This window comes from Candidatus Bathyarchaeia archaeon, assembly GCA_041447175.1.
Classification (GTDB): Archaea; Thermoproteota; Bathyarchaeia; order Bathyarchaeales; family Bathycorpusculaceae; genus JADGNF01.
Map to the genome: position 1 here is coordinate 2201495 of CP166960.1, position 15753 is coordinate 2217247.

The following is a 15753-nucleotide window of genomic DNA, read 5'->3' on the forward strand; positions in this document are numbered from 1 at the left end:
GCGTGTCAGTCGACGAGAACACCCGTGAAACTCTACGGGAAATGGGGTTAAATGCTTACGAAGTCGACGCATACCTAGCTCTGATAGACAACGGAAAAATGACCGCAATGGAAATTAGCCACCAAGCCAAAGTCCCCTACTCCAAGATTTATGAGGTACTCAACTCGCTTAAGGAGAAAGGCTGGATAAAAAGCAGCGAAACCCGCCCCTTCAAATACTTCCCCGTGTCACCATTGGAAGCCACCGCCTACACCAAACAACGCCTCGACGACAAAGTCCAAATTTGGGAGCAAACGGTCGCGGCGACGTTGCAGCCGCTTTATGAGAAACATGAACTAGTCGAGCGCCCCGACATCCTTATCTTGCACGGGCAGCAAGCCGTCTTAGCCAAGCTGGAGGAAGTTCTCAAAAAAGCCAACAAGGAAATTATGATAGCCGCGCCTGTTTTTGCTAAACCTATCTTTGCGTCTGCAGACCAGTTGCTGATGGGGTTGCGTAAGAACGTGACGGTGAAGGTGATGGCGGCGGGTGAGAGCGGCGACTGGAAACCCCTCAAAACTGTCGCAGGCATTAACGAGTTGCGGGTGCGGGACAACATGTTTGGCGGCGGCGTCATCACAGACGGCAAAGAAGCCATGCTGTTTTTGGGCGAAGACAAACCCAGCCTGGTCATATGGAGCAAACATGTGGGCTTGGTGAGGTTTGCACGTGAATACTTCCAGTTCCTCTGGGACTCTTCAGCAACAGCATAATCCAGGTTTTCTTTTGAGGCTAAACATAATCCAAAAAAGCTTAGAGGGATAGGGGTCTATCAGAACCGAGTTAACCTATCAAACAAAAAAGAGAAAGGGGGAACTAGAAGGTTATTTTCCCATGACTTTTTTTGATGCGATTTCGATGTCTTCGGATTTGATGGTTTTTCTGCCTGCGTGCATGGCAAAGTCCAAGGCTTCCTTGGCGATTTTGATGCCGATTCCTTCCAACGCCTTGGCGAGTTCTTTTGCTGCGGCTTCACTTACGCGGTCTGCGCCTGCTTTTTTGCATAGTCTATGCATGGGGGCTACTGCTAATTCTAAATCGGCCATAAAGACCCTCCGACAGCCTCTTTCTCTTTTTTAAGCCATATTTAACCTTTGTTATTCAACACCCCTTTGAAACGTGGAGAAACGAGTTAACATTCAAAAAAAGAGAAATATTAAATGGGCAGTTTCTTATAGTTGCGGTTTAAGGTTTAGAAAATGAAGCTGGTCGATGCCCACATTCACCTCACCGACCCCCAATACGCGGGACACACAGACATGTTAATTGAAGACGCCAAGTCTTCAGGGCTGGTTGCCTTGGTTACTAACGCAATGGATTACGACACGAGCATCGAAGCGCTAAAACTCCAAGAGCAAAACCCCAAGCTGGTTTATGTGGCGTTAGGCATTCACCCCTGGAACGTGAATGTACTCAAAGAAGGCGAACTTGACCAAACGTTAAGGCTAATTGAAGAACAACACCAAAAACAGAACATCACTGCCATCGGCGAGATCGGTTTAGACTGCAAATATGAGTCTATCTGGAACCAGCAGATTCTTGTTTTTGACAAGATGCTGCGTCTGGCGGAGAAGCTGGATTTGCCGGTGATTATTCATTCACGGGGAACAACTGAATTTATCGTGGACATGCTCCAATCCTACAGCCTCAAACGGGTGCTGCTCCACTGGTTCAGCCACCCCATGCCCGCCCTCGCAAAAGCGATGGAGCACGGCTACTACATCACAGAAGGTCCTCCAGCGTTGTACTCTAATGGCATCCGCGAAGTCATAACCGACACACCCATGACAAATCTGCTGACCGAAACTGACGGTCCAGTGCTCTTTCGAAAAGCGCCGTTCAACGGACAATTAACGCGCCCCTCCTTTGTGCGGGAAGTTGTACACGCCATCGCCGAAATCAAAGGGTTATCCGCAGAGGAAGTTTCAGAGCAGATTGTCAAGAATTTTGAGGCTTTCTTTAACAAAAAACTCTGCTAACCCCGCCTAACAGCGCACCTGCCCGTTGGGCTTGTTCACCAAACCGTTACTGAGAAGGTAACCTTAAATTGAGCCTTCGCTTTTATCAACTCTGCTTTCACGCTTTTACGCGTAAAGAAAACTACGGAGGAACAAACATGGGAAAAGTTAAGACCGAACAGATAAAGCACCTAGCCAAAGAGCTGATTGCGCGGTTTCCAGACAAGTTCTCCACAAACTTTGACGACAACAAAGTCATGGTCAGCGAACTCACGGAAGACATCACAACCAGAGTCCGCAACCAAGTGGCAGGCTACATAACACGCACCTACACGCTCAACCAGAAAGGCGTCCCGTTGCAAGAAGACGAAATCCTTTTAGAGGAAACCGAAGAATAAGCAACGCTGGAAAACAGCATGATGGATGAGTACAGGCGAGGATGGGCACACCGCTACCTTCGAGAAGCAAAAGCGGAGCTGGAAGCAGCCCAAAAAATCCCTTACATGGCACCCAGCTTAATGATTGAAGCCATCCACAAAGCCCGAAACGCCATCTACTACAGCCTTGGCGAGCCTGCCTTCATCGAAGTGCTCATACGAGACGAGTTGGCAAAACAAAAAACCGCCGACGACGTCATTTTGCGGTTTCTGATTGAAATGGAGCAGACCGTGCAGCAGCTTGACCAGCTTGAAGAAATTAACGATGACGCCATGCTTAAGCAAGCGGACACCATCGTGCAGGTTGCCTCAGAGTTCGTGGAAACATTCACGGGCGAAAAAATGGAAAACTAGCCGCAAACACTTTTCTTGTGTTTAAGCCTCAAATTCTTTATTAGCGTTCAAAAGCATCGTTTAGCAGAAACCTTTTCCGTGGTTAACCCTGTGGTAGAGATTAAAAACCGAGAACAACTCCTCCAAAACGCCCAGACACCCCGTCTAAACAAAGCCCGTGCATTAGCGCTCCGATGCCTTGAAGAGGCAGTGAACGCAGTAGAACCCAAACAGTTGCTGAAAAATAAACTGATAAAGAAAAATAGTCAGTTACGCATTGACGACTTGGTTTTTGATTTGGACAAGTTTGAGCGTGTTTTTGTGGTGGGCGGCGGCAAAGCAGGTGCAGCCATGACTCAAGCAGTGGAGAAGGTTCTGGGTATGCGGATAACGGGTGGAGTTGTGAATGTTCCTTACGGCAGCAAACGTCCAACCCAAAAGGTGGAGCTACAGGAAGCACAACATCCTGTTCCGGACCAAGCAGGCGTTGAAGGCACAAGACGCATCATGCAAATAGCCCAAGAAGCCACCGCACAGGATTTGGTGATTTGCCTGATTTCAGGCGGCGGCTCCAGCCTTATGCCCCTGCCTCGCCAAGGAATCTCGTTGGAGGATAAACAGGCACTTACAAACATGCTTCTGAAAAGCGGCGCAGACATAACGGAAGTGAACATTGTCCGAAAACACCTTTCCGCATTTAAAGGTGGGTGGCTAGCAAAAAAAGCTTACCCTGCAACCGTGTTGAATCTGGTTTTGTCGGATGTTATGGGGGACCCGTTGGACGCCATTGCTTCGGGACCAACTGTCCCTGACTCCTCAACGTTTGGTGACGCGCAAGGTATCCTTGAGAAGTATGGGTTGTGGCTTAAAGCTCCAGTTGCTGTCCGCGAACTAATCACAGAAGGCGCAGAGAGCATGATTGAGGAGACTCCCAAAGCCCAAGACCCCGCCTTCAAAAACGTCCACAACGTTGTAATCGGTAACAACCGGACCGCCAGCCAAGCCGCCCTCAAATGCCTCCAAAGCGAAGGCATAAACACGCTGCTTTTAGCCGATTTGTTGGAGGGAGAAGCCAAGGATGTGGGGGAAGCGTTTGCCAAGTTTGCTGTGGGCGTGGTGGTTTCGGATACGCCTATTCCTAAGCCTGTGGGGGTTGTGGCAGGCGGCGAAACCACGGTTACTGTTCGGGGTGAAGGGTTGGGGGGCAGAAATCAGGAGTTGGCGTTGGCTTCTGCGTTAAATCTTGGAGGATTGGAGGAATGTGTAATTGCCTCTTTTAGCACCGACGGCGTGGACGGACCTACAGATGCGGCGGGAGCCATTGTGGACGGCTACACCCTGAAGAGAGCAAAACAGGCGGGTTTAAACCCCGAGGAGTATTTGGCACGAAATGATGCGTACCACTTTTTTTCCAAACTGGGCGACCTTATTCATACAGATGCAACGGGAACCAATGTTAACGATATATCTGTGATTATCGCACTATAAAATGAGTGAACAAAGTGTCAGTTACTTTAAAGTTTCTGGGTGCACTGCGGCATGCCTCTGGACAAGACAAAGTCATCGTCGAATGCGCCGACCAAACCACCGTGATGGCCCTCGTGGAAGCCGCAACTAAGCAAGCTCCAGCGTTGCGCCCTAACCTGCTTGACGAGCAACTGGACACACCCAAGCCCAACGCGCTGGTTCTGGTTAATGGCAAAGAAATCAGCGTTCTTAACGGTTTAGAAACCAAGGTTAAAGACGGCGACGAAGTTGTTTTTGTGCCTGTAGTACATGGAGGCTAAACGGTGCCCGTCGTTACGTTGACCACGGACTTTGGGCTGAAAGACCCTTATGTGGCGGAGATGAAAGCCGCAATTCTTGGCATATGCCCAGCCGCCACAATCGTCGACGTGACACACCTCGTGGAAAAGTTTGACGTCCGTGAGGGCGCGTTTATGCTGGCTTCAGCCGCACCCTTCTTTCCAGAGGGAACCGTTCATGTTGCAGTGGTTGACCCGGGCGTGGGTACGCAGAGGCGCCCCATTGTGATTCAGACGGGTAAGTGTTTTTTTGTGGGTCCAGACAACGGCGTGATGGCTCTTGCCGCACAAGCCCAAGGCATAAAACAAATTCGGCAACTGGAAAGCCGCCGTTTCATGTTGCCTCATGTTTCGGGAACTTTTCATGGACGCGACATTTTCGCCCCCACAGCCGCTCACCTTGCCAACGGGGTGCTCGTAGCAGAGTTTGGTCCGCTACTATCGGAGTTTGTTGAGCCAAGCTACGCCAAAGTTGTACGAGACAAAGACAGCGTGGCTGGGGAGGTGCTACATGTGGATGATTTTGGGAACATAATAACCAACATACCAAGCCAAGAAACCAAAGACTTTCAGGGCGTGGTGCAGGTTGAGTTGCCGCAGACGGCTTTGGAGTTGAAGCTTTCTCGAGCCTACGGCAACGTCAAGCCACACATGCCGGTAGTGCTGGTCGGCAGTCACGGCTACTTGGAAATCGCCTTAAACCAGGGCAGTGCAGCCGCCAAGTTTTCGGCAAAAGCAGGCGACCAAGTCAAGCTTGTGAGGGTATAGCTTTTCGCATAAGCCATAAATAAAAAAGCCTCGTTAGAAACTGGAAGGTCACCGTTATGCCAGAGAATTTACGCTTAACCTACAAAAGGCTGCTAGAAAGAAACCGAAACCTCATCGTTTTAGGCTCCGCAGAAGCCATAGTCCAATGGGACATGGAAACCATGATGCCGCCCAAAGCCGTGGAACTGCGCAGCGAACAACTTGCGCTGCTTAGCCAGCTTCACCACAAAATGAGTACAGCTCCCGCAACAGGAAAATTCCTTGATGCTATCCTTGGGCACCCTCAGTATGAAACGTTAAGCGAAGTTGAGAAGCGTAATGTGCAGCTTATCAAAAAGAACTATGACGAACAAACCAAGCTGCCCACAAAACTCGTCGCTGCCACGGCAAAGCAGCAGGCAATAACGGTGAACACGTGGAAGAAAGCCAAAGCCAAGAAAGACTACGCCCTTTTCAAACCCGAATTAGAAAAACTGCTGTCGCTAAATAAGCAAGCCGCAGAAATTCTCATGAAAGTTAAAGAAACCAAAACCGCCTACGATGCGTTGATTGACATTTACGAGCCCAAAATGACCGCCAGAGAAATCGCATTGGTGTTTGGGGAGCTGCAGCGGGGAGTGGAGAGGCTGCTGGAGAAAATCCAAAACGCAAAGTCCCAGCCAGACACCACCATTCTTCAGACGGAGGTTTCGGTGGAGAAGCAGCGGCAAGTTGCATCGGTTCTTATGCGGGTTCTGGGTTATGAGACGCCGCCTTCGCCCAACGCTGCGGGACGGCTGGACGAGACCGAGCACCCGTTCACAACGGGCTACTATGATGACGTTCGCATAACCACCCATTACCACCCCCAAAACTTTTCCAGCGCGGTTTTTTCGGTTCTGCACGAGACGGGACATGCGCTTTATGAGCAGGGACTGCCCCAGCAGTGGAAGTACCAGCCTGTCGGGTCACCTTGCAGCTTGGGTTTTCATGAGTCCCAGTCCCGCCTGTACGAGAATATTGTGGGAAGAAGCAAAGAGTTCTGGACCGCAACCCTGCTAAAAGTGAAAGCTGCCGCTTCACCTTTCCTTTCAGACTTGGAGCTGGACAGCTTCCTTGACGCTGTGAATGCCGTTGCGCCGTCAAAGATTCGTATTGAGGCTGACGAGGTCACCTATAACCTGCATGTGATTATTCGGTTCCAGATAGAAGGGGACCTGTTTGAGGGCAAGGTTGGGGTTGAGGAGTTACCAACGGTTTGGAACCAGAAATACAAGCAACTGTTGGGCGTGAAGGTGGAGAACGATTCCGAAGGCATCATGCAAGACACCCACTGGGCAAGCGGCCTGTACGGTTACTTTCCCACCTACGCTTTAGGCAACATTTACTCGGGGCAAATCAGACGAAGCATTCAAGAGGCAGCCCCAGCATATCAGAAGGAAATAGCAGCGGGCAACCTCGTTACGCTACGGACATGGCTGGCAAACAATGTTTACTGTTACGGAAACCTCTACGACCCCGCGGTTTTAATTAAAAAGGCGACTGGAACCATACTTTCAGTTAAGCCGTATCTGACATATCTTGAGGAGAAGTACGGGGCGCTTTATGGGGTTTAAGCGGACTCGGCTGAAGCTGTTGCGTCAGTTTTTGGTTTGCTTAGGCTGTTGTAGACGTAAAGCAGGATTAACGCCAAGATGCCGCCCAAGAAAAGGAAGACACCAAACCAGCCTATGAGGGCGTTGTAGATGTTGGCGCCAACCAAAAAGAACACAATTCCCACTATAATTAAGCATAGGCATAACCAATCTTCCCGCGACACCTTCAACAACGCTCCTTTTTAGATTAGATGTTTGAACCTGAAAAATACCGCCGCCTCGATATATAGAGTTACCGACTGTAGAATCGGAAACAACATACGCCCAAGACACTTCGTGCACAAGAATCCCTGTTTAAGGGTTAAGAGGGCGCACAGAGAAAGTATTCGGGTTTGTCCGACAGTCTTAAATACCAGAGGGTAACATCCTGAACGCGGAGAACCCAGCATATGTCGGGTATTGACGCTAAAAGACCTGAAACACGAGAAGAACTCATAAAAATGTTGATGGAAGCCGCAAAAAAAGAGGTCTCCGAGAAGGGAAAACCGACAAAACCGACAATTTCTGGAACAGCTAAAACGTTAAGCATTCACCGCGACACGGTTTATAGCTGGATGAAAGAGTTTAATGTTGATTTCAAGGAGGTTCTGAATCAAATGCCCAAAAACATGTCAGACGATTTGAATAAGGATGAAAGTACATATTTAATCGGCGAGTCTCTTGTAGGAGAAGGAAATGAAGTAGCCCACATTGACCTTTTGATAGGCGACAAAACTGGTCCCGTCGGCAATGCATTCGCTCAAGGCTTAACCATGCTTTCTGCGGGGCACACCCCGCTGCTTGCAGTAATCCGCCCCAACCTGCCGCCTAAGCCCCACACACTAATCGTGCCCAAAGTTACCGTTAAAAACATGGCGGATACGGGTAAAATTTTTGGCCCCGCCCAAGCCGCAGTAGCAAAAGCCGTCGCAGACTCCGTCGAAGAAGGCGTAATCCCCCTGAACAAAGTAGACGATTGGCTCATCATATGCAGCGTATTCATCCACCCCCAAGCCACTGACTTCCGCAAAATCTACCAATATAACTATGGGGCCACAAAAATGGCCATCCAACGCGCCCTAAAGAAGTATCCATCCATCGAGAAAATCAACTACGACAAAGACCGCGCCAAACACCCAATCATGGGCTTTAAGGTGCCCCGCCTCTGGAGACCACCATACGTGCAAATTGCCCTTGACGCGCCCTCACTGGAAGGTGCCAAGAAGGTTCTATCGCAGATTCCGGGCAGTGACCGCATCATAATTGAAGTCGGCACCCCACTGATTAAACGGTACGGCACCCGCGTCATCCAAGAGCTTAGGGCAGTCGCAAAAGATTTCTTCATGATAGCTGACCTCAAGACGCTAGACGTTGGAAAAGTGGAAGCCGACATAGCTTACGAAGACACCGCTGACGCCGTCGTAGCCGCAGGACTCGCGCCCCCAGAAACGCTTGACTCGACCGTGCACGAAGCCAAACGCATGGGCATCTACGCTTTCATAGACATGCTTAACGTCGACGATGTGCTTGCAAAGCTTAAGTCGCTCAAAGAGCTCCCTGACGTAGTCATTTTGCACAGAGGTATTGACCAAGAAACAGGAAGAAGCAGTGGCTTAGAACGCATCAAACTCATCCGCGAAGCCTTCCCAGACAAGAAATTCCTCATAGCAGTCGCTGGCGGCATCGTGCCGGAAACAGCCAAAGAAGCCCTCGAGAAAGGCGCAGACATTCTCATCGTCGGCAGGTACATCACGCAGAGCAAAGACATCGAACGCAGCATCAGGGACTTTCTGGAATTAACGCCCAGCATGCGCGAAGACGTTGACCTCTACCGAGTCCACGTCGAATAAACAAACATCCTTCTTTTCTTTTTGTTACGAGAAAATTTTCAGCACCAAAAAAGCCAACAGAAAAACCACGCTTGCCACCAAAAACATCGGCAAAAAGCTCAAAGTTTCTGCTAAGTAAGGTCCCAGAAAGGAACCGCCTGCAGCCCCCAACGCAACCAGCACATCAATGAGACCAGCCTTGCCTGCAGGAATGATTTCCATAGAAAGCGAAAGCATCAGAATAGAGTACAAGGCAAAGGCAAACCCCATCATGACCAGTATGGCGCCTGCCAGCAGGGTCGACGCGAAAGCTGCTTGCACCACCCAAATTAACAAAAGGATAAGGAGTCCCCGAAACAGAATCATGCGGCGCATTTGTTTTCGCGCATCCATATAGACCGCGCGTCGGCTTATGAAGAAAAACCCAGTCATAGCACCAGAGGAGCTTAACATGTAAACCAAAAAAACCATGCTTTCAGGCAAGGCAAGGTCTTGAGCGAAAAACACGGGCAGAGGCGTGAAGAATATGCTTGAAGCAAGCGAGAACAAAACCATACTGACGCCAAACACCAGCAGGTTGTCACGTCGGAGCTTTTCTCTCATTGGACGACCATCCATGAGGTCAAAGGCGGCGTTGAAACCCCGAAAGGTGAAGCCCAGCTTGTTTTCTATGCTGACTAGGCGCCGCTCAAAAATCATCAAGGGGTCAGCCACGAAGAATAGTGACAGCAAGAAAGCTGCCAAGTTTAAGCCGCTACATAAGTACAGGGTATAGGTGGCACTGAAGTTTAGAGTGGCAGTGAATAAGCCTACAAGAAGCCCCAACAAGAAGCCAAACTCGGTTATGCCCTCGTAGAGGGCGAATGATTTTTCCCATTCGTTACGGGAGTAGCTTTCTGATATGAGAACGTTTTTTGGGGGTTCTTGGGCTGCGTGCAGAATCGCCATTAGCACGTAAAGGATGGTGAATGTGAAGACGTCGGTGGCGTAGGAGAACAGAAACAGGAAGATGGCGATGGAGAAAAAGGAGAGCAATATGTAGAGTTTGTAGCGGCGGGTTTTGTCGCAGATATAGCCCCAAAAGTAAGAAGCAGGGATAGTTAAGAGCAATGCCAGGGAGGTCATGACGCCCAGGTCAACAAGGGAGCCTCCGATGGCGGGGGATATGACGTATAGGGGTATGAATACGGAAAGCAGACCGAACGCCATTTCGTGAAAGAAGAACCCCAGACGCCACATGGTGGTCAGAGCAACTTTCGCAAAAGCATTAAAACGTTTACTTTATAGAAAAGAAAACCGCGGCGGCTTCTTGTTAGCAGCTCTTGAGATTATGTAGAAGCAAGTAAAAACAGGTTAGAAATACTCCTTTTCAACTGTTGAAAGGTTATTGGAAACGTGCCGCAAACAGGTTGCATAGGCGTATGTAGAACTATTTTTTCTGTAATGCAAAACAGTTTATTTCAGCAAACAGAAAGAGAAGGTGGGAAGGAAGGAGAAAATGGCAAATTTTTGCCTATTCTTCTTTTATCGAGCATTGTTTAACTTATTTTTCCAAGCACCTCAAAACAAGTCCCAGCGTCGAGCATTCAACTTGATACAAAAACAGCCCCCAGAACAAATAGGTACCAGTCGTTTAATAAAAAAAGCGTCTTCCATTTTCGTGAGAACTTGCTGGGGCTCTGGAACGGAAACTTGGAGAATGAGAAAAACCAACGAGCAAGTTGGAAACTCGTTTCCAGAACTCTCTCAGCCTCTCACGTTCACTCTTAATACGTTTCAAAAAAAGGAAAGAAGGGATTTTTGCAGGTTACTTTCGCTTACGTAAGAGTAGCGCTGCTGCGGCTGCAATGACCACTACGACTGCTGCACCTATGGCAATGTATGTTGTTGTCGGCATTCCACTGGTTGGTGGTTGTGGAGCTTCACTAGGGGAGGGGGCAACTGACTGTGCTGGCGTTGGTGTAGTTACAACTGCTGGCGTAGTTGGAGGCTCAGTTGGCAGAACAATTGGCGCAACTGCAGAGACTTCGGAAACCGTGAATGCTGTGCCTGCTTCACTGCTATAATAGGAGTTTGAGCCTTCGAAGGTCGCTCTCACTTTGTAAAGCCCTGGAACGGGTGGAGTCCAAGAGATTGCATAGTTGCCCAAGTCATCGCTGGTTACGGTGCCAAGGTCCTCGGTGTTTCCGTTGGGGTCAGTTAGGATTATGTGCACTTGAACGCCCATGACGTCGGTTGGTTTGGTTTTTTGCATATGCAGGTATTCCATCCAGGCGCTCATACATTCATCGGCGACTGCGGGGGTGTCTTTTGAGGCAGGTGACTGGTCAGTGACTGTTCCTTGAATCAGGACATCTGAGCCAAGCAGTATGGAAGTTTGTGTTGCTGAGACGGTGGTGGATGTTTGACCTTTGCCAAAACTGTAGATGAGTCCATCGTAGGAGTTAAGCCCCACTAGGTAACCGTCGGCTATTACTGGTCCAGGCATCCAGCCTAAGACGCTCCAGAGAAGGTTTCCTTCTTCTGCATCTATACAGTAGAGTTTGCCGCCTCGCCAGTTAGGTGAGTTAGGGCTGTGCTCGTTGCTGGATATGTAAACCTTTCCGTCAGCAATGGTGACGCCCCCGTACATGGGGTAGTTACCGTAGGGAGTCTCATAGCCGCTGCTGCCACTGAAATAGTTCCAAACGTTCTCGCCCGTATGTAAGTCATAGCAACGCACGGTTCCGTCGTAGCCTGTCGTATAGAATTTACCATAAGCCATTTGGACAAATGGTTGTCCGCCACCCCGATAGTTTTGGCTATAAACGCCCCACGGATTATCGTAGGGGTCAGTTGGACCCCAGATTTGGTCTCCAGTGTTAGCGTCAAAACCGTACCAAACCATTCTTGCCTGATCAAAGTAGGTGAAAACGTCCTCTACAATGTTACTGAACAAGTAGTTTGAGCGGGCAACCATCGCGTAGTCAGAGATGTTCATTGCCCAAAGAAACTCACCAGTATGAGCACTGTAGCCAGTAAGCTGATTGGGGTTTCCCGGTGCATCAGTGTATAGTTTCGTTGTGACAAGCACATCTTCACCAAGTATCGTCAAGGTTTGGCTTGGAATGTTCGGAATTGTCACGTTCCATTGCACTCCAGTTAACCAGTTAAGAGTTGCCCCAATCGGAGGCCGCCATTGATAGCCTGTTTCAGCGCCTGTGAGAGTAATTAATCCGTCGACTTTGGTTGAGTTCCACATCGCCAGCCAATTTCTCCCTGCATTGAGCACGTAAACAATCATGTTTCCATTGTCGTCGTAGGTAATTTTGCCAGTGCTTGCGTTAGCCATGGATAAGACTAAGTTGCCTGTGACCGCATCGTACATCTTGTATGTTGAGCCTGTGCTCCAGAGGTAGGGAATGACACCGTGCTGATTCATTGAATCAAAGTTGAGCAGTTGACCAAGGTTTATGCTTATGTCTTGCGACCAGTACTGCTCACCAGTCCGTATATCTACACAAACCAATCCGCCGGCAGAAGGCCAGTTACTTAATGGTTGATGATAGTACAGTCGTCCATTAATCACAACTACAGTAGGTGGGTTCCATCTCTCTTCATAGGATAAGCCAGTGTAGTAGCTTTTGTCTCCGAATTCTCCGCCTACAACTCCTCCAAAGCTTTGTAGCTTTGTCCACACAACATGAGCAGATTCAGGCGCTTGAGAATATGGATTGAAAGTTCCAATCGAGTCGTACCCGACACCGAACTGGAGAGGAACACCTAACCAGTTTCCTCCAAGTACACCCCAGCCTCTGTTCTGCTCCTCAATAGGACGAGACCAGTACTCAGTTGGAAGAGGGGTAGTCGAAATGTCTGTTGCAATCGGGTCGGACTGAACGGTGAGCTCCATTACTGGACTTTGGCTTGGCAAGTAAGTATTGTTGGTGAAGGGGTCTCCAGAACGGAATCTGGCTTCTATTGTTTGCCCAAGGTATTTGAATTGGAATTGATATTTGCCCACCATATCTGGTAGGTAGGCAATGTAATGGGAAGCAATGTAGTCAGACTGGTATGGCCCCATCTCGGTATGTGTACCATCGGGTTTAGTTACTTCTAACATGTAATTATCGTAGGTCATGGCTGCATTTTGTTCACTGACAGGAGGCATCTTATCAAGCCACATCACAACAGCGACAGGCTGATTTACGCCTATAGGACTTGGACCGACGTAAAGGTAGGCATAAGTAGTCACGGTTACGGCATTTGCGGAGGGCAGAAAGGACACAGATACAACGCTAATTGCCAGCAAAAGAAGGAAACTAATCGATTTCCCTTTCTTTCCGACATGAAAAGGTGACCTAATTTTCATTGTTTGATTTAGTAGGCTCATTTTCGTCTCTCCATACGAGCCACTCACATACATGAAAATTTTAAAGGTTAGTGTATGTAACTTACATACATATTTATCGAATCAACCACCAAGGTTTTCACGAGGAAAAGCCACGCCCAAAACAGAAAAGAAAAACTGAGTTTGTTTTGGCTAAAAGCCGTCTTATTTATGAGAAGTAAAAGGACGCACACAAACGAAGCGCACATAAGGGTAGAAACTGAGAAAGGTAGGCTGGCATAAACACGACGAGAGGACGGCAAACGAAACTCAGATACACTTTTACAGAAAACCCAAACGGTAAGACAGTTTGGAAAATTCTATCAAATAATTAAATCTCGCGGGTTTTTCATAAATCCTTAATAGAGAGAGTTTCACCTTTGTACTGCGCTGGAGTGTTAACAGTAAAATGGCAAAGTTCAAGGTAATAGTGTCTGACCCCCAAACGGGCACCTCCAAAGCAGTCGAGGTTGAAGAAGCCCGCGCAGCCCCGTTCATCGGCAAAAGAATCGGAGAAACCATGGACGGCTCCGTAGTAGATATGCCTGCAACCAAAATCCAGATTTTGGGCGGCTCAGACAAAGACGGCATCCCCATGAGACCAAACGTTCATGGCGGAGTCAGAAGAAAAGTCGTCTTAAGCGAAGGCGTAGGATTCAACCCTAAAAGAGGCGGCGAACGCAAACGTGTAGCAGTCCGCGGTAACATCATAACCGACGAAATCGTCCAAATCAACATGAAAATCGTGGACCAGCCAAGCAAACCCAAAGAAGCAAAAGCGGTCCAAGCAAAACCTGAAGCGCCGCAGGCAGCCCCCGCTTAAGCCTCCAAATTTATTTATCCTCAACATTTATTCCCAAGCGATTCATAGGGTATTTGTGGAACCGACATGAGCAAACAAACCAAAGCCTTGCCTAAGCAGCCAGAAGTCAACATCGGCACCATAGGGCATGTAGACCACGGAAAAACCACACTGGTGCAGTCTTTGACTGGTGTGTGGGCATCTCGACACAGCGAAGAACTTAAACGAGGCATCACCATAAAAATCGGCTACGCCGACTTACCTATATACAAATGCCCAAAATGCAAATCTCCAGAAAACTACTCCACCAAACCAGTCTGCCCCAACTGCGGAGAAGAAGGCATTTTCGAGAGAGCAATAAGCTTTGTCGACGCTCCAGGTCATGAAGCGCTGATGGCAACCATGCTTTCAGGCGCCGCCATAATGGATGGAGCCATACTGGTTATTGCTGCGGATGAGCCATGTCCACAGCCACAAACCCGCGAGCACTTAGCAGCCGCCGAAGTAACAGGCATAAAAAACATCATTATCGTGCAGAACAAAATCGACATCGTGGACGAAAAAAGAGCAATGCAAAGCTATCAAGAAATCAAAAACTTTGTAAAAGGCACAGTAGCGGAGAATGCACCAATTATTCCAGTTTCGGCTCAGCGGGGCATAAACATAGATGTGCTCATTCAGGCTATTGAAGAAATCATTCCTACACCTCATAGAGACGAAACGCAGCCACCGTTCATGTTTATAATCAGGTCATTTGACGTTAACAAGCCAGGCACCCTCATCGAGGACATGGAAGGAGGCATCGTCGGCGGAACCATAGCCCAAGGCAAATTCGTCGTCGGCGAAGAAATTGAAATACGCCCAGGCATAATGACTGAACGGGAAGGCAGAACAGTCTATGACCCGTTAATCAGTGAAATCGTGAGCCTGCAAGCAGGCGAACAGTACGTGAAAGAAGCCACCTGCGGCGGGCTTGTCGGTGTCGGAACACAGCTGGACCCATCGTACTCGAAGGCAGACGGGTTAACAGGCAACATCGCGGGAAAAGTAGGCATGCTACCACCATTGTTAAATGAGTTAGTTTTAGAAACGCATGTGCTGGAGCGGGCGGTCGGGACAAAAGAACTGCTGAAAGTCGAAAGGATAAACCTTGACGAAACTCTGCTGCTTCACGTGGGTGCAGCCGTCAACGTTGGAAAAGTCACAGCCGCAAAAGGCGACTTAATTCGAGTAAAACTAAACAGGCCTGTTTGTATTTTACCCAATTCACGCGTGGCAATAAGCAGAAAAATCACGTCTCGCTGGCGCCTGATAGGCTACGGGTTAATTGTAGATAAAGCAGGCAACAAGCTTTAAGCGCCTAATTTTCTTTCCACAGTTTTTTAAGAAACCCGTGAGCTTTTTGCAGGACATCACGGGCGTTTTTGAAGGTTAGTTTTTTCATGGCGTCATCGTAGGTTAACCAGTCAAAGCCGATATGCTCAAAAGATATTTTGATGTCAGTTGTTGGGCTTTCCATAAGGAAGAAGATTACTTCTTTGTAGACAGTTGAGCCTTGGCGTTTGTAGAAGTAGGAGATTTTTTCTCGAAACCCGTCGACGAATTGTGCGCCGGTTATGCCTGTTTCTTCACTGAGTTCACGGACGGTGGTTTCTTGTTCGCTTTCGCCTTCTTCCACGTTGCCTTTTACGAAGTCCCAGTGTCCAGCTTCGTACTGGAGAAGGAGGTATTTTACTTCAGAGTTTTTAGCGTAGACAACTGCCCCACAGGATTTCTCATTCAGCATAACGCGCCACCAAT

General features: G+C 48.7%; 16 protein-coding genes. 11 read left to right on the top strand and 5 right to left on the bottom strand.

The genetic code is table 11. The features are described 5' to 3' along the window. Positions 1–2: 2 nt before the first annotated feature. The gene (locus ACBZ72_11385) at positions 3–752 is read left to right on the top strand and encodes a TrmB family transcriptional regulator (GenBank protein ID XES76762.1); all 750 of its coding nucleotides are present in this window, start codon (positions 3–5) and stop codon (positions 750–752) included. A gap of 111 nt (positions 753–863) precedes the next feature. On the opposite strand, the gene ACBZ72_11390 is transcribed toward ACBZ72_11385, so the two are convergent. Continuing rightward, positions 864–1085 carry a histone family protein gene (locus ACBZ72_11390; protein ID XES76763.1) on the bottom strand — a complete coding sequence of 74 codons (222 nt, stop codon included), beginning with the start codon at positions 1083–1085 and terminating at the stop codon, positions 864–866. Between the two features lie 153 nt (positions 1086–1238). Between ACBZ72_11390 and ACBZ72_11395 the strand changes: the two genes are divergently transcribed. The 7 genes from ACBZ72_11395 (at position 1239) to ACBZ72_11425 (ending at position 6935) form a co-directional block, all read left to right on the top strand. Beyond that, on the top strand, positions 1239–2018 hold the full coding sequence (locus ACBZ72_11395) for a TatD family hydrolase (GenBank protein ID XES76764.1): 780 nt from the start codon (positions 1239–1241) through the stop codon (positions 2016–2018). 137 nt (positions 2019–2155) lie between these two features. Then, a complete protein-coding gene (locus ACBZ72_11400) occupies positions 2156–2395 on the top strand; it encodes a 30S ribosomal protein S17e (GenBank protein ID XES76765.1) in 240 nt (79 codons plus the stop codon). An 18-nt stretch (positions 2396–2413) separates the two neighbouring features. Continuing rightward, complete coding sequence (locus ACBZ72_11405; protein XES76766.1) at positions 2414–2788, top strand: hypothetical protein; 375 nt, start codon at positions 2414–2416, stop codon at positions 2786–2788. Positions 2789–2878: 90 nt separating this feature from the next. After that, positions 2879–4255 (top strand): glycerate kinase, encoded by a 1377-nt coding sequence (locus tag ACBZ72_11410; protein ID XES76767.1) that lies wholly within the window; start codon positions 2879–2881, stop codon positions 4253–4255. Positions 4256–4269: 14 nt separating this feature from the next. Continuing rightward, positions 4270–4554, top strand: a complete 285-nt coding sequence (locus ACBZ72_11415; protein XES76768.1) for a MoaD/ThiS family protein — start codon at positions 4270–4272, stop codon at positions 4552–4554. Positions 4555–4557: 3 nt separating this feature from the next. Continuing rightward, entirely contained in the window at positions 4558–5340 is a 783-nt protein-coding gene (locus tag ACBZ72_11420; protein ID XES76769.1) for an S-adenosyl-l-methionine hydroxide adenosyltransferase family protein, read from the top strand. A 56-nt stretch (positions 5341–5396) separates the two neighbouring features. Continuing rightward, entirely contained in the window at positions 5397–6935 is a 1539-nt protein-coding gene (locus tag ACBZ72_11425) for a carboxypeptidase M32 (protein XES76770.1), read from the top strand. Here the strand turns inward: ACBZ72_11425 and ACBZ72_11430 are convergent. Next, positions 6932–7138, bottom strand: coding sequence for a hypothetical protein (locus ACBZ72_11430; GenBank protein XES76771.1), 207 nt, complete (start codon positions 7136–7138; stop codon positions 6932–6934). The two genes, ACBZ72_11425 and ACBZ72_11430, sit on opposite strands and share 4 nt — an antisense overlap. Positions 7139–7363: 225 nt before the next feature. Here ACBZ72_11430 and ACBZ72_11435 point away from each other — a divergent pair, with 225 nt between their 5' ends. After that, on the top strand, positions 7364–8803 hold the full coding sequence (locus tag ACBZ72_11435) for a bifunctional 5,6,7,8-tetrahydromethanopterin hydro-lyase/3-hexulose-6-phosphate synthase (protein ID XES76772.1): 1440 nt from the start codon (positions 7364–7366) through the stop codon (positions 8801–8803). A gap of 24 nt (positions 8804–8827) precedes the next feature. Here ACBZ72_11435 and ACBZ72_11440 read toward each other — a convergent pair whose 3' ends face one another. Both ACBZ72_11440 and ACBZ72_11445 read right to left on the bottom strand, forming a co-directional pair. Next, positions 8828–10021 carry an MFS transporter gene (locus tag ACBZ72_11440; GenBank protein ID XES76773.1) on the bottom strand — a complete coding sequence of 398 codons (1194 nt, stop codon included), beginning with the start codon at positions 10019–10021 and terminating at the stop codon, positions 8828–8830. 568 nt (positions 10022–10589) lie between these two features. Beyond that, positions 10590–13154, bottom strand: coding sequence for a PQQ-binding-like beta-propeller repeat protein (locus ACBZ72_11445; GenBank protein ID XES76774.1), 2565 nt, complete (start codon positions 13152–13154; stop codon positions 10590–10592). A 406-nt stretch (positions 13155–13560) separates the two neighbouring features. Between ACBZ72_11445 and ACBZ72_11450 the strand changes: the two genes are divergently transcribed. After that, positions 13561–13974 carry a 30S ribosomal protein S6e gene (locus ACBZ72_11450; protein ID XES76775.1) on the top strand — a complete coding sequence of 138 codons (414 nt, stop codon included), beginning with the start codon at positions 13561–13563 and terminating at the stop codon, positions 13972–13974. Between the two features lie 66 nt (positions 13975–14040). Further along, positions 14041–15309 carry a translation initiation factor IF-2 subunit gamma gene (locus ACBZ72_11455; protein XES76776.1) on the top strand — a complete coding sequence of 423 codons (1269 nt, stop codon included), beginning with the start codon at positions 14041–14043 and terminating at the stop codon, positions 15307–15309. 4 nt (positions 15310–15313) lie between these two features. Here ACBZ72_11455 and ACBZ72_11460 read toward each other — a convergent pair whose 3' ends face one another. Then, positions 15314–15739 carry a bis(5'-nucleosyl)-tetraphosphatase gene (locus ACBZ72_11460; protein ID XES76777.1) on the bottom strand — a complete coding sequence of 142 codons (426 nt, stop codon included), beginning with the start codon at positions 15737–15739 and terminating at the stop codon, positions 15314–15316. Positions 15740–15753 lie beyond the last annotated feature (14 nt).